Raw genomic sequence first — 23063 nt, forward strand, 5'->3', positions numbered from 1 at the left:
TTAGAGACCGCCCTTCATAGCCCGGGGTACATGCGGCCCGGATTGAGAATCCCCTGGGCATCGAAGCCGTCCTTCAGGCGCTGAGTAAGCGCAGCAGTAGCGGCATCCTGCGGCTGGAACACCGCTGCGGCGGCGCGCAGCTCCAGCGGCGCGCGCACGAGGGTCGCATGGCCGCCCACCTTGGCGACCGCATCGCGTACGCGCTGGGCCCCGCCGTCGCCACCCGAGGGCAGCGCCAGCCAGATCAACCCGCCGCCCCAATCGTAAAACGCCGCGCCGTGCGCGATCTCCGCGACCACGCCCGCGCCCGAGGTCGGTGCCACGGAAATCTTCCACACCGCATGATCGAAGACGTCGACGAAAGGCTTCACGTCGCGCAGCTCGCGCCACAAGGTCAGCGAGTTCTGGCTGTGCAGTTCCTCGGTCGTTCCGAGGTCGCCAAGCTCGCGGCGCAGCGCGGCGCAGCGGTATTCCACGGACGGCCCGGGCCCTTCCACGCGGATCGCGGTGACGGCGCCCCCGGCGCCGGCGACATAGGAGACGCCTGACTTCGCCGCCAGGGCCGCCGGCAGGTGGGCCGCACCGGAGACCTCGTGCGGCGAGCCCAGGGCGCGCGCCATGGCCCTGGCCGCCGTCGCGTCATCGAGGCCCAGCAGCAGCACCGTGTAAGTCTTCTCCGGGCGCGGCAGCACCTTCACCGTTACATCGGTCATCACACCGAGGGTGCCGTAGGAGCCGCAGAGCAGCTTGCAGAGGTCGTAGCCGGTAACGTTCTTCACCACGCGGCCGCCGGACTTGAAGAGCTCGCCGCGGCCGGATACGGCGGAGACGCCGAGGAAATGGTCGCGCGCGGCGCCGGCCTTGATGCGGCGCGGGCCGGAGAGGTTGCAAGCCAGCATGCCGCCGATGGAGCCGGCACCGGGCGCGCCGCCCAGCAGCGGGCCGAGATCCGCCGGCTCGAAGGCCAGCATCTGGCGATGTTCTTCCAGCAGCGCCTCGATGGCGGCAAGCGGCGTGCCGGCGCGTGCGGAGAGCACCAGCTCTTCAGGCTCGTAGAGCGTGACGCCGTCGAGGCGCGAAAGATCGACGCCGTGCCCCGCCTGCACCGGGCGGCCGAGGCCGCGCTTGCTGCCGCGCCCGACGATCTCCAGCGGTTCGCCCGCGTTCGCTGCCCAGTGGACGGCCTCCACCACCTGATCGGTGGTTTCCGGTGTGAAAACCGTTCCCTTGTCTGCCGTCATGGTCTTAGCGGGCATCAGAAGCGGGGAAGGTCGGGGAACGGCAGCCTGCCGCCGCTGATGTGCATGCGGCCGAGCTCGGCGCAGCGATGCAGCTGCGGAAAGACCTTGCCGGGGTTCAAGAGCGCGTCTGGATCGAAGGCGCATTTCACGCGCTGCTGCTGCTTTAGGTCGATTTCGTTGAACATCGTACCCATGAGGTCGCGCTTCTCGACGCCGACGCCGTGCTCGCCGGTCAGCACGCCGCCGACCTCGACGCAGAGCCGCAGAATATCGGAGCCGAAGTCCTCCGCTTTTTCCAGCTCGCCCGGCTTGTTGGCATCGTAGAGGATCAAGGGATGCAGGTTGCCGTCGCCAGCGTGAAAGACATTGGCGACGCCCAGGCCGTAGTGCTCGCTGAGTTCGCGCATGCGCTTCAGCACCAGCGGCAGCTGCGCGCGCGGAATGGTGCCGTCCATGCAGTAATAGTCCGGCGAGATACGCCCGACCGCCGGGAAGGCTGCCTTGCGGCCGGCCCAGAAGGTCATACGCTCCTCTTCGCTCTCGCTGATGCGGCTGGTGACCGCACCCTTGTCATCGCAGATCCGGGAGACCTCGCCGATCAGGTAATCGACCTCCGCCTGCGGTCCATCGAGTTCCACGATCAGCAGCGCTTCGACGTCGCGCGGGTAGCCGGCATGAACGAAATCCTCCGCGGCGTGGATCGCCAGCTTGTCCATCATCTCCATGCCGCCCGGGATGATGCCGTGGGCGATGATCGCCGCCACCGCGTCGCCGGCCTGCTCGTTGGTCGGAAAGCCGAGCAGAAGCGCGCGCGCCGTCTCCGGTTTCTTCAGGAGGCGCACCGTCACCTCGGTCACCACGCCGAGCAGCCCTTCCGAGCCGGTCATGATGCCCAGCAGGTCATAGCCCTCGGCGTCCAGGTGCTTGCCGCCCAGGCGCAGGATGGTGCCGTCCATCAGCACCATTTCCAGGCCCAACAGGTTGTTGGTGGTGAGGCCGTACTTCAGGCAGTGCACGCCGCCGGAGTTTTCCGCCACGTTTCCGCCGATTGTGCAGGCGATCTGGCTCGACGGGTCGGGCGCGTAGTAGAAGCCCTCCGCCTCCACTGCCTTGGAGATGGCGAGGTTGGTGACGCCCGGCTGTACCACGGCGCAGCGGTTGTCGAAGTCGATCTCCAGCACGCGGTTGAACTTGCCGAGGCCGAGGATGATGCCGTCGGCCAGCGGCAGGGCGCCGCCGGAGAGCGACGTGCCGGCCCCGCGCGGCACCACCTTCACCCCGCGCGCCTGGCAGGCCTTGAGGACCTGGGAGACCTGCGCGGTGGTCTCCGGCAGCACGACGATCAGGGGCAGCTGACGGTAGGCGGTGAGGCCGTCGGTCTCGTAGGCCCGCAGTTCGTCTTCATCGACGATCACCCCCTCGCCGGGCACGATGGCCCGCAAGGCGGCGACGATGTCGGCTTTGGCGGCGATGACCTGCCGGTCCGGCTCGGGCATTTGCATCGGCATCTCTCTCCCTGGCCTGCCCCGCTTGAGAACCGAAGGGCGGCATAATTGGTATTACCAATTTTTGGGAAACTATGGCCCGATGGGCCTGCGGGGTCAATCCTTAGAGGCTCGGGCCGCCTCTGAAGATCGCAAAAGGCTCGGCCGGAGCCCTGAAGGCAGGCAAACGGAAGGCCGCGCTCCCTTGAGGGAGCGCGGCCCAAATCACGTCGATTCCGGTCGGTTGCGCCGCGGCCCTGACCTGGGCCCGGCGCGGACCCTCAGCCCTGGCGGGCCTTGAAGCGCGGATTCTTCTTATTGATGACGTAGACGCGACCCTTGCGGCGCACGATGCGGCAGCCTTTTTCGCGCAGTTTCGCGGTCTTCAGAGAGTTAACGACCTTCATTTCTCTATCCTCTTTGCCGGCCCCGCAGCCAATCGAAGGGGCCGGGCCGGACTTGCCCCGGCACGCGGAAAGCCGGGAAGATAGGCATCGCCGCGGTACCTGTCAACCTTGTCGAGAACGGTGGAAAACAGCCTTTTTTCGGATCGTGTCGCGCCCCCCTGGGGTCGCCCGCCGCGGGGGATGGAGCGGTCGCCCGGCCGCCCCTCCCCAAAGGGGGATAATTTCCTAGATTGCGGCATTTCTAAGCTCCCTCTGCTCTCGATCAGGCCTGGGAGACGGGCGCCGCCGCCCGCCACTCGATGGTGACCCGGAACAGCAGAGCGAACAGGGCGGCTGCCCCCATCGTGAAGGCGCCGACATCGGCAACCAGCGCGATCCATGCCTCCCCGAGGTAGTCGTGCATCATCCAGAAGCAGCCGCCGGCCAGCAGCAGAACGCGCAGGTGGAGTTCATTCATCTGCATGCGCGCCAAGGCGATCAGGATCATCGCGGCCATGCTCAATGCGGAAATCGACCCCTGCCAGAAAAACAGGCCGGCCAGTGCCATCAGGCCGATCAACGCATATCCCAGCCGGTTCATTGCCGCACTTCTGGCGGAGAACAAAGCCGCGGCGGTCTGCACCGAGCCCAGCATGTTGGCCGCCGCAGCGACCGAGATGCCGAGACAGACATAGTGCGCAGAGAAGCAGATTCCGGCCGCGAGTTGAGCCAGCAGAATCATCCGCCGGTCCCGGAATGCCGGCGCAGCGGTCAGGCAGAGCGCCGCGGCAACGCCCGTGAGCGTCGCGGGCAGATCCTGCAGCAGGCCAGCGTCGAGCATGGACATTGTCCGATCTCCCGCTAGCCGGCGCGATGCGGCACCCGACCGGTCGCGGGCCGCTGCTTCTTCAGGGCAAGACGGCGTGCGACGGACGGGATCTGACCGCGGTCCAGCCCGATATCGCGCAGGGCCGCATCGTCCAGCAGGGACAGTTGACGGGTCGTTTCCCGTACGCTGCGCCAGTAGGCGTAGGTTTCCACCAGCGACCCGGCCGTCCAGCGCGCACGCTCGACCGCCGCCGTCGCCTTGCGGGAAGCGACCGCGAAAGCCGGGCCGCCCTCGGTCGAACGGCGGATCGAGTGTCTGCGGGCCTCCATAGCCGGCGAGAAGTTCTCAGAAGAATAGGTCATGGCGTTTTCCTCTTGTTTTGTGGTTGCCGGGCACCAGCCCACTTCGGGCGCGCTCCGGTAATGCCCCACTAATTGAGCCCGCAACGTTTCCAGGCGGCTTCACACAGAGAGGTTTTGGGTTTCCGTTGTTTCAGCCGCGCCAGGCGAGCGGGGCGGGCGCGCGGCTTGTCCGACAAAGGGCAGCTGGACCGCCGATCCTCTTGAAATCATGAGCAGTTCGGCTCGATACAGCTGAGCTTTCCCGGACAGATCCGGCGGCAGGGATAGTTTCGGCGGTAAAAAAACAACGCTTCGGCGGCGTCATTGCCACCGGCGCTACAACGCTGGCTACAACGCACGGGCGGCAGAGTCAGCGTCACGGGCAATGCACCGCCAACCGCAGGAGCCGGTCAGACGCAGACCAGGACGCGGCCTGGGGGCGCTGCCGACTGTTCTTGGGACGCCGCAGGACCCTGAACGACCGATCAGCAAGCACGAGAATCTTCGGACGCCGCACCGGCGAGAAAGCCGGCACGGCTCATGATGCAGCAGGGCCTGGTGGCCCGCGTTCCACCCCTGTGCGTGACCGGGCAAAAGCGCTACCTCGCCCGCCCGGCGCCGCTATCGGGGAACACAAACGTCGATGAATTGACTTTCCGTTCGCATGCCGCGGCGGAGACGACAGCAAACGGAGAGAAGACCATGGCCTATTCAGCAGCAACCCTTTTCCCAAACACCAAGCCCGCCACCGCGGCCGATTGGCGAACCACCGTTGCCACGGCGCTCGCGCGGATCGTCTGCAAGTACCGCGTCTATCGGACGACCCGCATCCTGTCGGCCCTCGACGATTCTGTCCTGCACGACATCGGGCTCGACCGCACCCGAATCCTGTGGGCCGCCCGCCACGCCGCCTTGGTTGCCGGACACCGCACTGCGCGGTGATCGGCAGCCCGGGGAAGCGCGTCCGTCGTGCGGCGCTTCGGGCGCGCTTCCCCAAAGTGGCACTCTGCGTCCTTCGGCATATCAACAATGGAAACAATTCTGCCGAATTGCCGACACCTCCCGGAAACGTGGGGGGCATAGCCAACTGCCGGGCGCGAAACCCATGCCGCCAGATGCCCGTATGATTCGAAAGATCTGCGGACAGTCAGCCGGTTCGGGCGACGCGCCGAGCGACTTCGATTGAAAATTCGACGAAAGGAAATTGGTTATGAGTGCTCTCAGCTACGCTGAGTACATCTGGCTGGACGGCGGCCACCCCATCCAGCGCACCCGTTCGAAATCCCGCGTTGTGAGTGTGCCGGAGACACCTCGTGCGAGCGACTTCCCGGCCTGGAGCTTCGACGGCTCTTCGACCGAGCAAGCCAACGGCGACGATTCCGACTGCCTGCTGGAGCCGGTCTGCGTCGTGCGCGACCCCTTGCGCGGTGCCGGGAATTACCTGGTGCTCTGCGAAGTGCAGAATCCCGACGGCAGCCCCCATGCGTCCAACCAGCGCGCCACGCTGCGCAGCGTGATGGCGGCTGCCGACGCCGGTGTTGCCGCCGCCGGCAGCGGCGAGAAGACTGATCCCTGGGTCGGCTTCGAGCAGGAATACACTCTTTACCGCGACGGACGGCCGCTCGGCTTTCCGGCGAACGGTTTCCCCGGGCCGCAGGGCCCCTACTACTGTGGCGCCGGCGCCGACCGCATCTACGGCCGGCAGATCGTCGAAGAGCATGCCCGCGCCTGCCTCGAAGCCGGCATCCAGATCTACGGCATCAATGCCGAGGTCATGCCGGGCCAGTGGGAGTTTCAGGTCGGCTTCCGCGGCATCGAGGGCGAGACCGGCAACGCGCTGCTGATCAGCGACCACACCTGGCTGGCGCGCTGGCTGCTGCACCGTCTCGGCGAGCGCCACGGCGTCGAGGTCTCCTTCGACAACAAGCCGGTGAAGGGTGACTGGAATGGTGCCGGCATGCACACCAACTTCTCGACCGCGCAGACCCGTGACCCGGCCATCGGCATGGCGGCCATCGAGACGGCGATCCAGCGCCTGGAGCGGCGGCATGTCCAGCACATCCGCCACTACGGCGACAAGCTGGCCGAGCGCCTGACGGGACTGCACGAGACGTGCGACATCAACACCTTCAAGTGGGGCATCGCCCATCGCGGTGCGTCGATCCGGGTGCCCAAGCCCGTGGCCACCAAGGGCTACGGCTATCTGGAAGACCGTCGGCCGGGCGCCAACGCGGACCCCTACGTCGTCGCCGGCTCGCTCATCGCGACCGTGTTTGGGGTCGAGGAGGTCTTCGACTCGGTGCACGGCTTATCGGTCGCAGCCTGATGTCTTCGAGGCCGGGAAGCATTCCTGTCACCCGGCCCCGAGTTCTTCCGCAAACCGGAGCTAATGCAACAGGCCAGGGGCTTCGGCTGGCCGGTGGAAATGGATGATTGCAGCGATGGCTCCTTTGCAGACGTTCACGGGGGTGCAGGCGAAATGGCGGCGCTCCAGCGATCAGGGACTGGCCGAGCGGGAGCCCAACGGGAGCCGGGTAGAGCCTGCGCAGTCAGCCGCTGCCCCGCTCGGCGGCACCAGCAGTGAAGACCTCTTGCGCTATGTCCTGGATTGCTGCCCGGTTCCCATCACGCTGAACCGCGTCGATGACGGCCGGATCCTTTACGAGAGTCCCGCAACGGCCCGGCTCCTGGGGTACAAGGGCCCCCGCGCCGCGCAGAGCGTGCTGGACCGCTGGGCCGACCCCACTGACCGGCAGACCTACCTGCACCGCCTGCGTGAAGCACGCGCGGTAGAGGCACTCGAAGTTCGCTTCCGCAAAGCCGATGGCACGGTGTTCCCCTGCGCGGTTTCATCGCGTCTTCTAAAGTTCCGCAGCGAGGAGGTTATCGTCTCCGGGCTTTTCGACCTCACCGAGCTGCGCACCGCCCAGGCCGAAGTCGCGCAGCAGCGCGAACTGCTGGAGCAGAGCGCCCGGCTGAGCGCCATGGGCGAGCTGCTGGCTGGCATCTCCCACGAGCTGAACAACCCCCTCTCGGTCCTGGTCATGCAGGCGGCCGCGATGGAGGAGTCGGCCGCCGACGAACGCAGTGCGCGCAGGGCTTCGCGCATCGCCCGGGCCGCCGACCGATGCGCGCGCATCGTCAAGTCGTTCCTCGCCATGGCCCGCCAGGAGCCGGCGGAGATGCTGCCCCTGGATCTAAACGCGGTCGTTGAAGATGCCTTGGAGGTCACCGCCTACTCCCTGCGCACCTCGGGCATCGAGGTCACCGCGCGCCTGGCGAAGAACCTGCCGCCGGTGCGCGGCGATGCCGATCAGCTTCGCCAGGTACTGACCAACCTCCTGGTCAACGCCCACCACGCGCTGCAGGGCATCGATGGCCCGCGCCGCCTGACGATCACCTCGTGCTGCCGCAAACAGGACGGCAAGGTCATCGTCAAAGTGAAAGACAACGGGCCGGGCGTTCCTGCGGAGATCCACTCGCGGATCTTCGAGCCGCTGTTCACCACCAAGGAAGTGGGCGTCGGCACCGGCATGGGCCTCAGCCTGTGCCATCGCATCATGGAAGGCCACGGCGGCAGCATCGCGCTGGGGCAGGGGCACGACCGCGGCGCGGTCTTCGTGCTGAAGCTGCCCTGCGCCGAAATCGCACCGCCGCCGCCCGCCCGCGCGGCCGTCTGGGACTGCTCCGCGGTCTGCCGCATTCTGGTGGTCGACGATGAGCAGGATCTGGGCCTCAGCCTTTCGGAGACCCTGGAACATGACGGACACTGCGTCGACTACGTCACCTCGGCCAGCATCGCCCTGCAGAAGCTGAAGCGCCACCGCTACGAGGTGATCCTCAGCGACATCCGCATGCCGGGCATCGACGGACCCAGCTTCTTCCGCACGCTGCGCAACCGGTATCCCGACCAGCTGCGCGGCTTCGCCTTCATCACGGGGGATACTCTCACGCCGCAGCTGAAGGACTTCATCGATTCCACCGAGCGGCCCTGTATCGACAAGCCCTTTACACCGCGCGACGTGCGCCAGGTGGTTGAGCTGATCCTGAGATCGCAATCGCGCTGAAATTGACGCAGCGTCCGCGGCGCTCAATGCGCCGCCAAACCGAATGAGAGAAGAGATGGAAAAGAAAATCCATATCGTCGTCGTCGATGACGAAGAAGACGTGCGGGAAACGCTGAAGGACTACCTCGACGACCGCGGTTTCGAGGTGACGGTGGCGAAGGATGCCGCCGAGATGCGGCGCCTGGTCGAGACCGCGATGCCGATCGACCTCGCCATCCTCGACATCACCATGCCGGGCGAGGACGGCCTGTCGCTGGCGCGCTATCTGCGCGACGAGACACGCATTGCCATCGTCATGGCGACCGCCTCAGGCGCCACCACGGACCGCATCGTCGGCCTGGAACTGGGTGCCGACGACTACCTGCCCAAACCCGTCGACCCGCGCGAACTTCTGGCCCGGATCAAGGCCATCGTCCGGCGCCGTCGCGAATCCGTCAGCGCCACACCCGAGGCGAAGGCGGAGGCAGAGCCGCGCCGCATCGTCGCCTTCGGGACCTGCCGTCTCGATCTCGACTCGCACAAGCTGTTCGACGAGGACAACCAGGAAATTCCACTGAAGGCGATGGAATTCGATCTGCTGAAGCTCTTCGCCAGCCGGCCCAATAGGGTCCTCAACCGCGACCAGCTGCTGGAGCTGGCGCACAACAGGAGCTGGCACCCCCTCGACCGCTCCATCGACATCCGCATCGCCCGCCTTCGCCGCAAGATCGAGGCCGATCCGGGCAGGCCTGAAGTCATCAAGACCGTGCGCGGCATCGGCTACGTCTTCTGCAGCCAGCCGTGCTGAGGACTTGGAAACATTAGAAACCGAATAGCCGCGCAGAAGAAATCCATTGGATACCTCAGGGTCTTAGTCAGCCGGGGTTCGGAAAAAGCTCTGCACGCGGTTCCGTAAAGGCCGCACGAAAGGAAACACAAGCAATGCGGAATCTACGCAAAGGGCTTCCGGGCCCGTTCTGGATGCGGCCCGCGGGGATCGTGGGAGCGGCCCTTCTCATGACGGCGGCCGCGTTGCCGGCCCAGGCCGCGGTCTCGGCGGAAGCCAGCTTCATCTTCAACACCTTCTCTTTCCTGGTGCACGGATTCCTGGTGCTCTGGATGGCCGCGGGGTTCGCCATGCTGGAGTCCGGCCTTGTACGAGCCAAAAGCGTAACCACGATCCTGCTGAAGAACGTGGTGCTGTTCGCGGTGGCCGGGGTCGCCTTCTACCTGACCGGCTACAAGCTGATGTACGACGGCGTCGACGGCGGTGTGATCGGGTCGTTCGGCGTCTGGCGGGCGGACGATGCTGCGGCGCTGGCCGGCGACTTCTCGGCCGGCTATGCCGCGTCTTCCGACTGGTTCTTCCAGATGGTCTTCGTCGCCACGTCCGCGTCGATCATCTCCGGCGCACTGGCGGAGCGCATCCGCCTTTGGGCCTTCTTCGCCTTCATCGCCTTCTTCACAACCCTGGTGTACCCGATTCAGGGTGCCTGGGCGTGGGGCGGCGGCTGGCTCAGTGCGCTCGGCTTCACCGACTTTGCGGGGTCGACGCTGGTGCACTCCACCGGTGGATGGGCGGCCCTGACGGGCGCGATCGTCCTCGGCGCGCGTCGGGGCAAGTACGACGCAGCCGGCAAGGCTCAGCGCTTCCCCGCCTCTTCCCTGCCCCTGGCCACGCTCGGCACCTTCATCCTGTGGTTCGGCTGGCTCGGCTTCAACGGCGGCTCGCAACTCGCTCTTGGCAGCGGCGCGGACGCCATTGCCATCGCCAACATCTACGCCAACACCACCATGGCCTCGGCCGGCGGCGTGCTGGCAGCTGTGATCCTGACCCAGGTCATCGGCAAGAAGATCGACCTTTCCATGGTCCTGAATGGCGCGCTCGCCGGTTTGGTCAGCATCACCGCCGGTCCGGACACACCCCTGGTCGGCGAAGCGATCCTCATCGGCGCGGTGGGCGGCTGTCTCGTCGTGCTGGCCTCGCCGCTGCTCGACCGCTGCAAGATCGACGACGTGGTCGGCGCCATCCCGGTGCACCTCTTCGCCGGCATCTGGGGCACGTTGGCCGTGCCGCTCACGCATCCGGAGGCGGGCTTTCTCACTCAGCTGCTGGGCGTGGGCGCCGTGGGGGCCTTCGTGGTCGTGCTCAGCAGTGCTGCCTGGCTGCTGTTGAAGTTCACGATCGGCCTGCGCCTCAGCCAGGCCGAAGAAGCCCTGGGCATAGACAGGGTCGAACTGGGCACCATGGCCTACCCGGAGACTCGAAAGGCAGGGGCGGAAGCGATGTTGCGTTCCTAGATCGGATCACGCCCGGTGGCGGCGCAGACGCCTCCGCCGGGCCGCTTTCCTACCAGTCGGAGAGCATTTTCTCCGCTTCTTTCTTGAGAGCGTGGAATCGGCAGATTCTGAGGGCTCCGGCATCAATCGCCTTGGTCCGCCGGGTCCACAGCTCGACCGCCTCGGTCACCGCCTCGGCAGTCTTCTTGTCCACCGTCTTGCCCTTCAGGCTGGACAGGAACCTTGCCCAGCTGCCGGTGATGATGCCGTAGACCTCTTCGGTGATGTCTTCCTTGATGCGGATGTCCAGGCGGTGCTCGGTCAGCGCCACCTCGTAGTCGCGCATGGTCCAGGGCGTTGGCTTCTTCGGCTCGCCCTCGGCCCAGGCATAGACCGCCCGCTCGTCCGCCTTCTCGGACAGCACGTAGTCGGTGAAGAGGATCTGACCGCGCGGCTTGATCATGTGGACGATCTCCTTCAGCAGGCGATCTTTGTCCTCCACCATGTAGAGGGCTTCCTTGGAGAACACGCAGTCGGTCGAATTCTCGCGGAACTCGTACTTGTCCATGTCGAAGTAGTGGATCGGCGCCCGCTTGGCCAAGCCGGCCATGGTGGAGAGCTCCATGCCCGCCTCGGCGACCTCGCGGTCGGCCTCCAGGCCGGTCATCCAGATATCGAATTTCTCGGAAATCAGCCGCGTCGCGCCGCCCAGGCCAGCGCCCACATCGATCACGGTATGGGCCGGGTTGAGGCCCAAGGGCTTCACCAGGCGCAGGATGTAGTCCTCGTCGCCCGGTCCGGACATGCCCTTGCCCCAGATGTCCTGCATGACCTCCAGGCGCCGCGACATCGCATCAGCCACGGGTTCATCCTGCGGCAAGTCGGGGACATCCGCGAAGGTCTTCTGCTTTTGCCGGATCGCCAGATCGTAGCCTTCCCACCACGCCTTCAAGCGCACCCAGAAAGGGATCTTTTTCTTGCCCGGCTTGGCAGCTGCTTTGGAGGGCAGAGCCATAGGCACCTTTCTCTTATCGTTCTCACTCGACGATGCGCCCACCTGCTGCGGCGTGGTTACAGGCCGGGGCAGCAATATCGTTAACGCGAAATGACAAACAATCGCTTAATGGCGGAAATCGGTATAATCATTTAGTTGATAGTGAGTCGCGACTGGGACCGCGGCCGTCGCCGTCTTTTGCCCGAGCCCGCCGGCCCCTCAAGCCCAAGAACCGGACACCATGCCTTCGCCCAGCCCTCAAGAACCTGAGATTCTCGCCTTCATCGCCGAGGTGGAGCGCTTCTACCCGGCGGATTCCGCGGATGCCCCGGTCGCCCAGCAGCGCCAGTGGTACGACGCCCTCTGCCGCAACTTCGACGTCCCGCCGCCGGCCGGGCTGACGGCAGAAGCGGCTGTCGCCCGCCATCCAGCGGGCCCGGTGCCCCTGCGCCGTTACCGCCCTGCCGTGCTGCGCCATCAGGCCGCCATCGTCTACTTCCACGGCGGCGGCTTCGTGGTCGGCGGCCTCGACAGCCACAACGCGGTCTGCGCCGAGCTGGCGCAGGCCACTGGAGCCGTGCTCACCGCCGTCGACTACCGCCTGGCGCCGGAGCATCGCTTTCCGCTGGCGCTGACCGACTGCCTCGCCGCCGTGCTGGCAGACGGGGCGGACGGGGTCACCCCCCTGGCTGTGGCCGGCGACAGCGCCGGCGGCAGTCTCGCCGCCGGGGTGGCCATGACGTTGCGCGACGCCGGCCGGGGCGGCCCGGCGGCCATGGACCTGTTGAAGGCGGCCGGCTGGCGCCAGGGCGCCCCCCTGCCCCGCATCGTCGGCCAGGCGCTCATCTACCCCGTCCTCGGTGGCGCCCTGGACGCCGGCTCCTACCTGGAGATGGCCGAGGCGCCGGGCCTCACCACCCACGACGTGCGCTTCTACCGCGAGATCCTCGCGGCGCCGGAGGGCGATCCCTACGGTCACCCGCTGACGGCATCGGATTGGGCTGGCCTGCCGCCGGCCTACATCACCGCCGCCCACTTCGACCCGCTGCGCGACGACGGCCGCCACTACGCCGCCCGCCTCGCTGAAGCCGGGGTCGACGTCGCCTACCGCGAAGAGCCGCAGATGGTGCATGCCTGGCTGCGCGCGCGCCACCGCAGCCCCGGCGCCAAAACGGGCTTCGAGGCGCTGTGTCGGGGGTTGGGGGAATTGCTCGACCGCTGCTGACCAAAGCACCTACATCAGCTCGCGGGGAATTACCTTGCGCCAGGTCTTGCGGTGGATCGATTCATCGCCCTCGAAGGCTTCGACTTCGGCGCTGATCGCGAAACTCTCCGCGCTACACTGAAGCGTCGCGACGCTCTGCGTCCGCACCGACCACGCGCACCGCGACATCTCGGTCGTCCAGCGGCACTCGCCCGAGGCCCTGTCGGGATCGCCGAGCGGCAGGGTCCAGGTCTCCTCGCGGACCTGCCGCGTGGTGAGGCCCGTATCCGGATGCTCGAAAGCGCCGGTGTCCTCCAGAATGCTGTAGCGCGTCTCGCCGGCGGTGAGGTCGCGCGCCACGGCGTGGCGCGTCGCCATGGCCGTGTGCTCGATGTAGGTCGGCAGCGGATCGGGATTGCCCGGCTCCGGCACCGCGATATTCTGGTGCCCGCCCAGCAGCGGCAACGTCAGGACAGCGCCTTCCAGCTGCAGCTGAACCGGCGCCGCCCCCGGCGTCGGCAGCACCTGCGGCCAGTAGGCGTTCGACAGCGAAAGCCGTAGTCTGTGGCCCGCCGGCAGACGGTAGCCGCAGGCATCCAGCGCAAGGCTCACCGCGGCCCCCTTGCCCGGCGGCATCGGCCCGGGATTTTCGCTGCCGCCGCGGTGCGCGAGGTTCAGGACGCCAAGGGCAATGCGCGTCGCCGTGCCGTCGGGATGCACGTCCACCAGCCGCGCGGCGAGCAGCGCGGTCTCCGCTGCCACGCTCACGGTCGCCGTCAGTACCGCCTGGCCCAGAAGCTCCAGCGGTTCGGGCAATATATCCGTTTCGAAGACGATGCTGCCGCCGTCGTCGGGCCGCTGGTCGGCGGGCAGCTCGGCACCCGGCTTAAGAGTGAAGTACTCGCCGCCCATGATTCCGGTGTCCGGCGGCGACGCAATGGTCCTGCTGCCAGCCTGGCCTTCCGCCGCCAGGCGCCCGTCGTCCCGCAGCGCAAGACGGCGCACCGGGCCTCCGGCCCAACGGTCGATCGCGATCCAGCGGCCCGGGTCCGCTTCGCGCCGCGGCGCCGGGCGCGGTGCCTCCAGGATGTAGGCGGTGACCTGCGGGTCATCCTCGGCGCCGTTCTCGACGCCTTTCAGCCAGCGGTCCCAGAAGCGGATCGCCACGCGATGGAAATCCATACGCGGCTTCGGCCAGGCGAAGTGCGGATACTTGTGGACCCAGGGGCCGATGATCGCCTTCGCCTTGCTGCCCAGGCCCGCGACGGCTTTCAAGGGCGTGTTGCGGTAGCCGTCGGCCCAGCCGGCCAGCATCAGGGCCGGCACATCGAAGCCGTCGAAGTCCTCGCAGATCGAGCCGTGTTTCCAAAAGGCGTCGCGGCGCTGATGGGCGAGCCACGCCTCCAGGAAGAACGGCTCGCCCTCCAGCCGCTCGATCCACAGGTCGCGCCAGCGCTCGCCGACCAGCTCGGGGTCGGGCGGGCGCGACTGGTAGGCCAGCATGGTCGCCGCCCAGGAGAGATTGGCCGAGAGTTGCGCGCCGCCCTTGAAGTGAATGTCGTCTGCGAAGCGGTCGACTGTCGAGGCGATGGAGATCACGGCTTTGAGCGCCGCCGGTTTCAGCGCCGCCACCTGCAGCGCGTTGAAGCCGCCCCAGGAGATGCCCATCATACCGACCGCGCCGCTGCACCAGGGCTGCGCGGCGATCCACTCGATCACCTCGCAGCAGTCGGCCAGTTCTCGCGGGGTGTACTCGCCGTCGATGACGCCTTCGGATTCACCAGAGCCGCGGATATCCACCCGTACGCCGGCATAGCCCGCTGCGGCGAAGACGGGGTAGGTACTCTCGTCGCGCGGCGCCGTGCCGTCGCGCTTGCGGTACGGCAGGAATTCCAGCACGGCGGGCGCGGGCACCGTCTCGGCCGCGTCCGGCAGCCAGATGCGCGCCGCCAGCCGCGTGCCGTCGGCCAGCACGATCCATTCGTGCTCGAGAACGCGGAAACCGGTATCGCTCAAATCAGTGGCCCGCGCTGCCCATGCGCCGTGTCGCCAGCACCTCTTCCAGCCAGCCGATGCGCATCTCCGGTACCGACTTCAGCAAGAGGTCGGTGTAGTCGTCGAAGGGCGGCGACAATACCTGGGACTTCGGCCCGAAGCGCACCACGCGGCCCTGGTACATCACCGCGATGGAGTCCGCGATGGCGCGCACCGTCGCGATGTCGTGGGTGATGAAGAGGTAGGAGAGCTGGGTCTCCTTCTGCAGGCGCATCAGCAGTTTCAGGATGCCGGCGGCGACCAGCGGATCCAGCGCCGAGGTCGGCTCGTCGCAGAGGATCACTTCGGGTTCGGCGGCGAGCGCGCGGGCGATGCAGACGCGCTGTTTCTGGCCGCCCGAGAGCTCCGCCGGATAGCGGTCGATGAAGCCCTTGCCCATCTCGATCTGCTCCAGCAGCTCGGCGACGCGCCGGGTCTTCTCACCACCGTGTAGACCGAAGTAGAAGGTCAGCGGACGGCCGACGATGTCGCGCACCGTTTGGCGCGGGTTCATCGCGGTATCGGCCATCTGGTAGAGCATCTGGATCTTACGCAGCTGCTCCTTGCTGCGCTCGGCGAACTTCGGCGGCAGCGTCTCTCCCTTGAACGTCACCGCCCCCTTGGACGGCGGCAGCAGGCCGGTGATGACGCGGGCCAGTGTCGACTTGCCGGACCCCGACTCGCCGACCACCGCCAGGGTCTGACCGCGCGGCAGATGAACGCTGACGTCGTGCAGCACCTTGAAGTGGCCGGAGTAAGCTGCGTCCACGCCGTCGATGCGGATCACGGCGTCCGACTGCTCGGGCGCCTCCTGCTTCTGAATCTGGCGCACTGAGACCAGCTCGCGGGTGTAGTCCTCCTGCGGTGCCTCGATGATCTGCTGCACGGGTCCGTATTCCACGGTGTTGCCGTGGCGCAGGACCATGATGTCGTCGGAGATCTGCGCCACCACCGCGAGATCGTGGGTGATGTAGAGCGCCGCGGTGTGGGTTTCCTCGATGGCGCGCTTGATGGCCGCCAGCACGTCGATCTGTGTCGTCACGTCCAGCGCCGTGGTGGGCTCGTCGAACACGATGAGCTCCGGCCCCGGGCAGAGCGCCATGGCGGTCATCGCGCGCTGCAGCTGGCCGCCGGAGACCTGGTGCGGGTAGCGCTGGCCGAAGCTGTCCGGATCCGGCAGGCCAAGCACGCTGAACAGATACTTGGCCCGCTCCCAGGCCTCGCTGCGACTCATAACGCCGTGGCGTAGCGCCGCCTCGATCACCTGGTCACCCAGCCGGTGCGCCGGATTGAAGGCCGCCGCAGCCGACTGAGCCACGTAGCAGACGCGCCGGCCGCGGACGTCGCGGATGCCGCGTCCGCCGAACGCCAGAATGTTCTCACCGTCCAGCAGCACCTCGCCGCCGGTGATGCGCACGCCGCCGCGCCCGTAAGCCAGGGCGGCGAGGCCGATGGTGGACTTGCCGGCGCCCGATTCGCCGATCAGGCCCAGCACCTTGCCTTTCTCCAGGGTAAAGGAAACGCCGTGGACGATGGTGATGTCCTGCGGCGGCTCACCCGGTGGATAGGCGGTGGCGCCGATCTTCAGGTTGCGAACGTCGAGCAGATCAGCCATCGCCGCGCCCTCCCTTCAGGCTTGAGGTGCGGTTCATCAGCCAGTCGACCACCAGGTTCACGCAGATCGCGAGGCCGGCGATGGCCCCGCCGGGAATGAGCGCCGCCGGGATGCCGAAGATGATGCCGTCCTTGTTGTCTTTCACGATGCCGCCCCAGTCGGCCTCCGGCGGCTGAATGCCGAGGCCGAGAAAGGACAGCGTGGAGAGGAACAGCACGGCAAAGGCGAAGCGCAGGCCGAACTCGGCAAGCAGCGGGGACAGGGTGTTGGGCAGGATCTCGCGGAAGATGATCCACATGCGCCCCTCGCCGCGCAGCCGTGCCGCCTCGACGAATTCCATGACCGTGACGTCCACCGCGACGGCGCGGCCCAGGCGGAAAACGCGCGTGGAATCCAGCACCGCCATCACCAGAACGAGGATCCACAGCTCCTGCGGCAGCACCGCCAGCACGATGAGGGCGAAGATGAGGGTCGGGATCGCCATCATCAGGTCGTTCAGGCGCGACAGCCCCTGGTCGGTCCAGCCGCCCACCACCGCCGCCGTGAAGGACAGCATCACGCCCAGCGAGAACGACAGGATGGTGGCGGCCAGGGCGACGAAGATCGTCGTCTGCGCGCCGTAGATGAGGCGCGACAGCAGGTCGCGGCCCAGATTGTCGGTGCCGAGGATGAAGTCACCGCCCATCGGCAGCCAGATGTCGCCGACCACTTCGCGCTCGCCGAAGGGGGCGATCCAGGGCGCGAAGAGGGCACAGATCAGCGCCGCGGCGATGCCGGCGAGGCCGATCCAGGCACTTAGGGGAATCGCTCGCCACTTCATCGCGGGTGCCTCAGGCGCGGATTGGCGAGGATGCCCAGGATGTCTGCCGTCATGTTCAGCAGGATGTAGACCGCCGCGAAGATGAGGCCGCAGGCCTGCACGACCGGCATGTCGCGCACCGTCACCGCATCCACCATGTATTGTCCCATTCCCGGATAGACGAAGACCACCTCGACCACCACCACGCCGACGACGAGGTAGGCGAGGTTCAGGGCCACCACGTTGATGATGGGCGCCAGCGCGTTGGGCGCCGCGTGCTTGGCGATGATGCGCAGGGTATCGAGGCCCTTCAGCTCGGCGGTCTCCACGTAGGCCGATGCCATGACGTTGAGGATCGCCGCGCGGGTCATGCGCATCATGTGCGCCAGCACCACCAGCACCAGGGTGGCGCAGGGCAGGATGATGGCTTCCAGGCGTTGCCCGAAGGACATGCCTGCGTAAACGGTGGAGGGGAAGGTCACCCAGCCGCCCTGCACGGCGATGAAGAGGATGAGGATATAGCCGACGAAGAATTCCGGCAGCGAGATCGCGCCGAGGGATATCACGTTGATGAGCCGGTCCGGCCAGCGGTTGCGGAAGTGCACTGCCAGCATGCCGAGGCCGACGGCCAGCGGCACCGAGACCAGCGCCGCCCAGAAGGCGAGGAACAGGGTGTTGCCGAGCCGCAGCGCGATCTGCTCGGTGACCGAAGTGCCGCTGGCCCAGGAATTGCCGAAGTCGCCCTGAACCACGCCGCCCAGCCAATCGGCATAGCGGGCGAGAGCCGGACGGTCGAGGCCCAGTTCGGCACGGATGTTGGCGACCGCCTGGGGCGTCGCCGACTGGCCGAGATAGGTCTGTGCGAAGTCGCCGGGCAATGCCTCGATGCCGAGGAAGACGACCACGGAGACGGCCCAAAGCAGCACCGCACTGAGAACCAGGCGCTGGCCGATGAGGGTCGCCAGGGGCATGCGCCGCCGCAGGCCGGCCCAACCGCCCGGCCCGGAGGCGGCGGAGGGGCGGTTGGCCGGCGGCGGGCCGGAGTAGCCCGCCGCCATGCCCGCCTGCGGTTGCCGGTCGCCTACCGCCGGCCCGCTGTCCTGCACCATGGTTACGCCGTCAGCCAGACTCGCGTCGCCGCGTAGCCGTTGGACATGTCGTTACCGATGTCGTGGACATAGCCTTCCACGTTCTTGCCGAGGGCGTTGATGAAGTCGTTGAACATCGGCAGGATCAGGCCGCCCTCGTCACGCACCATGAGGGCCATCTCGCGGTACATGTCGGCACGCTTGGCCTGGTCAAGCTCGGCACGAGCCTCCAGCAGCAGCTTGTCGAAGTCGGGCCGGATGAACCGCGTATCGTTCCAGTCCGCCTTCGAATAGTAGGCCGTGGTGTACATCTGGTCCTGGGTCGGACGGCCGCCCCAGTACGACGTGCTGAAGGGCTGCGCGTTCCACACGTTGGACCAGTAGCCGTCGCCCGGCTCGCGCTTGATCTCGATGTCGATGCCGGCCTTCTTCGCCGACTCCTGGTACAGGACGGCGGCGTCGACGGCACCCGGGAAGGCGACCTCGGAGGTGCGCAGCAGCACCGAGCCGGAGTGGCCGGACTTCTTGAAGTGGAAGGCAGCCTTCTCGGGATCGTAGCTGCGTTGCTCGATGCCCTCGGGGAACAGTGCGTAGGTTTCGTTGATCGGGAAGTCGTTGCCGACCTTGCCGAAGCCGCGCAGGATCGTGGAGACCATCGCTTCGCGGTCCATGGCGTACTTCAGCGCCAGGCGCAGATCGTTGTTGTCGAAGGGCGCCGTGTTGCAATGCATGATGAACACGTAGTGGCCGCGCCCGGAGGTGTTCTCGATCTTGATGTTCGGCCCGCGCTTCAGCAGGTCGACGGTCTTCGGGTCGATGCGGTTGACGAAGTGCACCTGGCCGGAGGACAGCGCCGCCGTGCGTGCGGTGGCGTCGTTGATGACGACGATCTCCACCGAGTCGACGTAGCCGCGGTCGTCACGCCAGTCGTTCGTGTTCTTTTCGAAGGTCACGCGCACGCCCGGCTCGAAGCTCGCCACCTTGTAGGGACCGGTGCCGATACCGGCATTGGGGTCGTCGTTGCCGCCGTTCGGCTGGATGACCAGATGGTAGTCGGAGAGCAGCAGCGGCAGGTCGGCATTGCCTTCCGGCAGGCTGACCACGAGGTTGCCGCCGTCGGCCTTGACCTCGCTGATCGAGTTCATGATGCCGAGGGCGCCGGACTGCGAGTTCTCGTCGCTGTGGCGCTTCAGGGTCGCCACCACGTCGTCGACGGTCACCTCTTTGCCGTTGTGGAACTGCACACCCTTGCGGATCTTGAAGGTCCATACCTTGGCGTCCGGCGAAGCCTCCCAGGACTCGGCCAGTGAGGCGACCGGCTGGCCACTCGTCGGATGGCTCTCGACCAGGGTGTCGCCCCAGTTCCGCCCCGTCATGAAACAGACCTGCGAGGTGCACTTGGCGGGATCCAGCACGTCGCTGCTGGCGCCGCCCTGCAGGCCGCACTTCAGGTGGCCGCCCTTCTGCGGGCCCGCCGCCAGGACGCTGCTGCCGAGCAGGCTGCTCGCCAGCGGCACGGTCACGCCCAGTGCCGCGGCGCGGCCCATGAATTCGCGGCGCGAGAGCCGCCCGAGCGCCGCCTCGCGGCCAAGATATTTCAGATAGCTGTCCATTTTTTTACTGCCTCTCTGTTCCCTGCTGTTGGTCGTTGCTGCCGGGAAGGCTCCCGGTTATTCAGTGAAACTGATGTGTTCCGCGCCCTGCTCCCACGCAGGCGCGAAACAGGACGCGACGGCAACGGCGCGCCGCCTGCGCCGCCATCCAGAATCGTGCCGCCGAAAATCTTGTCTATGTGTCTGAGGGGACGTCGAATAGCAGCCGTCGCCGCCAGCGTCAAACGGACACCACCCGGCCGCGAGAGTGCAGCCGGGGCCATGCACGCGATCCGATTGGAATCCTGCGAGCCCTGTTTCACCGCGGTCCCTGTTCCCCGCGTTCTTGTCGTTATTTGCATTGTGGCACGCTCCGGCGGCGGCCGAGATATCCCGGAACGGCCACAATTTGCGAAATCCCGACAACCTCCTGACAGCATCCGGCGGGCCGGCGCGGGCGGCGATATGCGGATGGCGAGGCTCATGCGGCACGGTCCCGCGGCAAATTCAGCCACTCGGCGACGAGATCGACTTCGGCGCGCTGCTGCCCCTTGCGGCGCAGCAGCCAGTAGCCGCGCGGGCTGCCCAGAGTGCAGTCGCAGGCCCGCACCACGGCGCCGGAGGCCAGCAGATCGTCGACCAGCCCCATCCAGCCGAGCGCGACGCCCTGCTCGGCCAGCACCGCCTGCATGACCAGGGTATAGGTGTTGAAGCTGAGGGCGCTGGCGGTCGGGTGCCGCCTCACCCCGGCCTGGTCGAACCAGCTTTCCCAGGTAAACCAGCGCCCGCCGCTGTCGCTGTCGCTGTCGAGATGGACCAGCGGCACGTCCAGCAGCTGCTCGACGCGCTCGAAGGGGCCGTAACGCTTGAGGAATCCCGGCGCGCAGACCGCCGTCGCGCGCTCCGGGATTAGCAGGCTCATGCCGCCGGCGAACGACTCCGCGAAGTCGTCGCGGTCGCCGAACAGCACCGCCAGGTCGACGTCGTCGGCAATCTCGGGGTCCAGCGACTGGGTGGCGACGATGTGGATGTCGACCCCGGCATGGGCGCGGCGGAAGTCAGCGACATGCGGCATCAGGCGGAAAGCGGCGAAGGCGAAGTCGGTGGCCAGGCGCACTGTCGGCGTGCCGGCGCGCCGGGCGATCGACTGCACCGCCTCGTCGATGCGCTCCAGCCCCTGGCGCACCGCGGTCTGCAGCACCTCCCCCTCCGGCGTCACCTCCAGCCCGCGCGGCCGCCGGCGGAACAGCGCCACGCCCAGCTGCTCCTCCATTTGGCGGATCCGGTAGGACAGCGCCGGCTGGGTCGTGCCCAGCGCCTCCGCGGCCCGCGACAGATTGCGGTGGCGGGCCACGGCGTCGAAGGAACGCAGGCAGCCGATATCGAGGGGATTACGAGACATAAATGCTCTTTATATCTGTCATCAGCCGGACACCTCTTTACAGTAAGGCAAAATCCTCCATAGAGTCTCGTATAAATCGGCTCCCGCCGGTATTCGGACAGCGTGCCTCGCCACTCAAGCCATAAGCGGATTGAGTGGCTCTCGGCGTCGCCTGCGATCCGGCTGCGGCCCCCTGCGGCGATGCGGCGCTGCAATTTCCCCGACAGAGCGAGGCAGAGATGACCCGGCGGCCCAATTTCCTGATCCTGATGGTCGACCAGATGACCGGCACGCTCTGTCCCGACGGGCCGGCGGATTTTCTGCACGCCCCGCATCTGAAGGCGCTGGCCGCGCGCTCGCGCCGCTTCCGCAACGGCTATACGCCGAGCCCGCTCTGCCTGCCCTCGCGCGCCTCCTTCATGAGCGGCATGCTGCCCTCGCGCACGGGGGTCTACGACAACGCCGCCGAGGTGACGGCTTCGCTGCCGACCTTTGCGCACTATCTGCGCGGCGCCGGCTACCGCACCGTCTTGAGCGGCAAGATGCACTTCGTCGGTCCAGACCAGCTGCACGGCTTTGAGGAGCGCCTCACCACCGACATCTATCCTGCCGACTTCGGCTGGACGCCGGACTACCGCAAGCCGGGCGAACGTATCGACTGGTGGTACCACAACCTCAGCTCCGTTACCGGTGCCGGGGTCGCTGAGATCAGCAACCAGCTGGAATACGACGACGAGGTCGCCTTTCACGGCGAGGCCGAGCTCTACCGCCTGGCACGCCTGAAGGGCGCGCAGCCCTGGTGCCTGACGGTGAGCTTCACCCATCCACACGATCCCTACGTCGCACGTCAGGAATTCTGGGATCTCTACGAGGACTGCCCGGCGCTGCTGCCGGAGGTCGCGGCGATTCCCTACGAGGACCAGGATCCGCACAGCAAGCGCCTGCTGGAGGCCGTCGACTTTCGCGGGCTCGAGGTGACGCAAGACCATGTGCGCCGTGCGCGGCGCGCCTACTTCGCCAACATCTCCTATCTCGACGACAAGATCGGCCGCCTCCTCGCCGCGCTGAAGCGCTGCCGCCTGGAAGACGACACCGTGGTGATCTTCTGCGCCGATCACGGCGACATGCTGGGCGAGCGCGGCCTGTGGTTCAAGATGAGCTTCTTCGAGGGCTCGGCGCGCATCCCGATGATGATGGCGGGACCTGGCCTCGGCCAGGGGCGCATCGACACGCCGGTCTCGACCCTCGACCTGCTGCCGACGCTCTGCGAGATGGCCGGCGTGCCGGTGGAGCGGGATGCTGGCGATCTCGACGGCGAATCACTGCTGCCGATCGCCGCCGGCAGCCCGCGCAAGCATCCGGTGACGATGGAATACGCCGGCGAGGGTTCCTCCGCGCCGCTGGTCTCCATCCGCGACGCCCGCTTCAAGTTCAATCACTGCGAGCTCGACCCACCGCAGCTCTTCGACCTGGAGAACGATCCGCAGGAGCTGACCAACCTCGCCCGCGACCCGGACCAGGCGGCGCGCGTCGCCGCCTACATGGATCAGGTGCTTGCGCGCTGGGACCTGAAACAGTTCGATGCCGAGGTGCGCCGGAGCCAGGCGCGCCGCTGGGTGGTCTACGACGCCCTGCGCCAGGGCCGCTACCAGCCCTGGGACCACCAGCCGGAGCTGGACGCCGCCCAGCGCTACATGCGCAACCACATGGACCTCAACGTGGTCGAGGAAGAGGCCCGCTTTCCGTGAT

The 23063-nt window shown here is 67.0% G+C and carries 19 protein-coding genes; 7 read left to right on the forward strand and 12 right to left on the reverse strand.

Annotation, left to right across the window (positions count from 1 at the left end):
• Window positions 1-14: 14 nt before the first annotated feature.
• From glcE to WDC82_RS12610, 5 genes are all read right to left on the reverse strand, one after another.
• On the reverse strand, window positions 15-1241 hold the full coding sequence (gene glcE / locus WDC82_RS12590) for a glycolate oxidase subunit GlcE (protein ID WP_340117667.1): 1227 nt from the start codon (window positions 1239-1241) through the stop codon (window positions 15-17).
• 14 nt (window positions 1242-1255) lie between these two features.
• A complete protein-coding gene (locus tag WDC82_RS12595) occupies window positions 1256-2743 on the reverse strand; it encodes an FAD-linked oxidase C-terminal domain-containing protein (protein WP_340117668.1) in 1488 nt (495 codons plus the stop codon).
• 263 nt (window positions 2744-3006) lie between these two features.
• Entirely contained in the window at window positions 3007-3132 is a 126-nt protein-coding gene (gene ykgO, locus WDC82_RS12600) for a type B 50S ribosomal protein L36 (RefSeq protein WP_340117669.1), read from the reverse strand.
• A 262-nt stretch (window positions 3133-3394) separates the two neighbouring features.
• A complete protein-coding gene (locus tag WDC82_RS12605; RefSeq protein ID WP_340117670.1) occupies window positions 3395-3958 on the reverse strand; it encodes a YgjV family protein in 564 nt (187 codons plus the stop codon).
• Between the two features lie 14 nt (window positions 3959-3972).
• On the reverse strand, window positions 3973-4302 hold the full coding sequence (locus tag WDC82_RS12610; RefSeq protein WP_340117671.1) for a DUF1127 domain-containing protein: 330 nt from the start codon (window positions 4300-4302) through the stop codon (window positions 3973-3975).
• A 519-nt stretch (window positions 4303-4821) separates the two neighbouring features.
• Here WDC82_RS12610 and WDC82_RS12615 point away from each other — a divergent pair.
• The 5 genes from WDC82_RS12615 to WDC82_RS12635 all read left to right on the forward strand — a co-directional run bounded on the left by WDC82_RS12615 (window position 4822) and on the right by WDC82_RS12635 (window position 10628).
• Entirely contained in the window at window positions 4822-5223 is a 402-nt protein-coding gene (locus tag WDC82_RS12615; RefSeq protein WP_340117672.1) for a DUF1127 domain-containing protein, read from the forward strand.
• Between the two features lie 268 nt (window positions 5224-5491).
• A complete protein-coding gene (locus WDC82_RS12620; protein WP_340117673.1) occupies window positions 5492-6607 on the forward strand; it encodes a glutamine synthetase beta-grasp domain-containing protein in 1116 nt (371 codons plus the stop codon).
• Between the two features lie 115 nt (window positions 6608-6722).
• The gene (locus tag WDC82_RS12625; protein ID WP_340117674.1) at window positions 6723-8348 is read left to right on the forward strand and encodes an ATP-binding protein; all 1626 of its coding nucleotides are present in this window, start codon (window positions 6723-6725) and stop codon (window positions 8346-8348) included.
• A 55-nt stretch (window positions 8349-8403) separates the two neighbouring features.
• On the forward strand, window positions 8404-9135 hold the full coding sequence (locus tag WDC82_RS12630) for a response regulator (RefSeq protein ID WP_340117675.1): 732 nt from the start codon (window positions 8404-8406) through the stop codon (window positions 9133-9135).
• A gap of 209 nt (window positions 9136-9344) precedes the next feature.
• On the forward strand, window positions 9345-10628 hold the full coding sequence (locus tag WDC82_RS12635; protein WP_340117676.1) for an ammonium transporter: 1284 nt from the start codon (window positions 9345-9347) through the stop codon (window positions 10626-10628).
• A gap of 49 nt (window positions 10629-10677) precedes the next feature.
• On the opposite strand, the gene WDC82_RS12640 is transcribed toward WDC82_RS12635, so the two are convergent.
• Complete coding sequence (locus WDC82_RS12640; protein ID WP_340117677.1) at window positions 10678-11622, reverse strand: methyltransferase domain-containing protein; 945 nt, start codon at window positions 11620-11622, stop codon at window positions 10678-10680.
• A gap of 220 nt (window positions 11623-11842) precedes the next feature.
• Here WDC82_RS12640 and WDC82_RS12645 point away from each other — a divergent pair, with 220 nt between their 5' ends.
• The gene (locus WDC82_RS12645; RefSeq protein WP_340117678.1) at window positions 11843-12826 is read left to right on the forward strand and encodes an alpha/beta hydrolase; all 984 of its coding nucleotides are present in this window, start codon (window positions 11843-11845) and stop codon (window positions 12824-12826) included.
• 9 nt (window positions 12827-12835) lie between these two features.
• Here WDC82_RS12645 and WDC82_RS12650 read toward each other — a convergent pair whose 3' ends face one another.
• The 6 genes from WDC82_RS12650 to WDC82_RS12675 all read right to left on the reverse strand — a co-directional run bounded on the left by WDC82_RS12650 (window position 12836) and on the right by WDC82_RS12675 (window position 21335).
• Entirely contained in the window at window positions 12836-14821 is a 1986-nt protein-coding gene (locus tag WDC82_RS12650; RefSeq protein ID WP_340117679.1) for a CocE/NonD family hydrolase, read from the reverse strand.
• A 1-nt stretch (window position 14822) separates the two neighbouring features.
• Entirely contained in the window at window positions 14823-16454 is a 1632-nt protein-coding gene (locus WDC82_RS12655) for an ABC transporter ATP-binding protein (RefSeq protein WP_340117680.1), read from the reverse strand.
• The gene (locus WDC82_RS12660) at window positions 16447-17274 is read right to left on the reverse strand and encodes an ABC transporter permease (protein ID WP_340117681.1); all 828 of its coding nucleotides are present in this window, start codon (window positions 17272-17274) and stop codon (window positions 16447-16449) included. The genes WDC82_RS12655 and WDC82_RS12660 overlap by 8 nt, the downstream gene beginning before the upstream one ends.
• Entirely contained in the window at window positions 17271-18362 is a 1092-nt protein-coding gene (locus WDC82_RS12665; protein WP_340117682.1) for an ABC transporter permease, read from the reverse strand. The genes WDC82_RS12660 and WDC82_RS12665 overlap by 4 nt, the downstream gene beginning before the upstream one ends.
• 2 nt (window positions 18363-18364) lie before the next feature.
• Window positions 18365-19954 carry an ABC transporter substrate-binding protein gene (locus WDC82_RS12670; protein WP_340117683.1) on the reverse strand — a complete coding sequence of 530 codons (1590 nt, stop codon included), beginning with the start codon at window positions 19952-19954 and terminating at the stop codon, window positions 18365-18367.
• Window positions 19955-20414: 460 nt separating this feature from the next.
• Window positions 20415-21335 (reverse strand): LysR substrate-binding domain-containing protein, encoded by a 921-nt coding sequence (locus WDC82_RS12675; protein ID WP_340117684.1) that lies wholly within the window; start codon window positions 21333-21335, stop codon window positions 20415-20417.
• Between the two features lie 134 nt (window positions 21336-21469).
• Between WDC82_RS12675 and betC the strand changes: the two genes are divergently transcribed.
• Window positions 21470-23062: a choline-sulfatase gene (gene betC / locus WDC82_RS12680; RefSeq protein WP_340117685.1), complete on the forward strand. Its 1593-nt coding sequence runs from the start codon at window positions 21470-21472 to the stop codon at window positions 23060-23062.
• Window position 23063: the final 1 nt, after the last annotated feature.

It is taken from the genome of Pelagibius sp. 7325 (assembly GCF_037652055.1).
Classification (GTDB): Bacteria; Pseudomonadota; Alphaproteobacteria; order Kiloniellales; family Kiloniellaceae; genus Pelagibius.

Excerpts from the sequence above, each read along its gene's own strand:
- glcE (WP_340117667.1), bottom strand. The coding sequence starts at position 1,241 with ATGACGGCAGACAAGGGAACGGTTTTCACACCGGAAACCACCGATCAG.
- WDC82_RS12595 (WP_340117668.1), bottom strand. The coding sequence starts at position 2,743 with ATGCAAATGCCCGAGCCGGACCGGCAGGTCATCGCCGCCAAAGCCGAC.
- ykgO (WP_340117669.1), bottom strand. The coding sequence starts at position 3,132 with ATGAAGGTCGTTAACTCTCTGAAGACCGCGAAACTGCGCGAAAAAGGC.
- WDC82_RS12605 (WP_340117670.1), bottom strand. The coding sequence starts at position 3,958 with ATGTCCATGCTCGACGCTGGCCTGCTGCAGGATCTGCCCGCGACGCTC.
- WDC82_RS12610 (WP_340117671.1), bottom strand. The coding sequence starts at position 4,302 with ATGACCTATTCTTCTGAGAACTTCTCGCCGGCTATGGAGGCCCGCAGA.
- WDC82_RS12615 (WP_340117672.1), top strand. The coding sequence starts at position 4,822 with ATGATGCAGCAGGGCCTGGTGGCCCGCGTTCCACCCCTGTGCGTGACC.
- WDC82_RS12620 (WP_340117673.1), top strand. The coding sequence starts at position 5,492 with ATGAGTGCTCTCAGCTACGCTGAGTACATCTGGCTGGACGGCGGCCAC.
- WDC82_RS12625 (WP_340117674.1), top strand. The coding sequence starts at position 6,723 with ATGGCTCCTTTGCAGACGTTCACGGGGGTGCAGGCGAAATGGCGGCGC.
- WDC82_RS12630 (WP_340117675.1), top strand. The coding sequence starts at position 8,404 with ATGGAAAAGAAAATCCATATCGTCGTCGTCGATGACGAAGAAGACGTG.
- WDC82_RS12635 (WP_340117676.1), top strand. The coding sequence starts at position 9,345 with ATGACGGCGGCCGCGTTGCCGGCCCAGGCCGCGGTCTCGGCGGAAGCC.
- WDC82_RS12640 (WP_340117677.1), bottom strand. The coding sequence starts at position 11,622 with ATGGCTCTGCCCTCCAAAGCAGCTGCCAAGCCGGGCAAGAAAAAGATC.
- WDC82_RS12645 (WP_340117678.1), top strand. The coding sequence starts at position 11,843 with ATGCCTTCGCCCAGCCCTCAAGAACCTGAGATTCTCGCCTTCATCGCC.
- WDC82_RS12655 (WP_340117680.1), bottom strand. The coding sequence starts at position 16,454 with ATGGCTGATCTGCTCGACGTTCGCAACCTGAAGATCGGCGCCACCGCC.
- WDC82_RS12660 (WP_340117681.1), bottom strand. The coding sequence starts at position 17,274 with ATGAAGTGGCGAGCGATTCCCCTAAGTGCCTGGATCGGCCTCGCCGGC.
- WDC82_RS12665 (WP_340117682.1), bottom strand. The coding sequence starts at position 18,362 with ATGGTGCAGGACAGCGGGCCGGCGGTAGGCGACCGGCAACCGCAGGCG.
- WDC82_RS12670 (WP_340117683.1), bottom strand. The coding sequence starts at position 19,954 with ATGGACAGCTATCTGAAATATCTTGGCCGCGAGGCGGCGCTCGGGCGG.
- WDC82_RS12675 (WP_340117684.1), bottom strand. The coding sequence starts at position 21,335 with ATGTCTCGTAATCCCCTCGATATCGGCTGCCTGCGTTCCTTCGACGCC.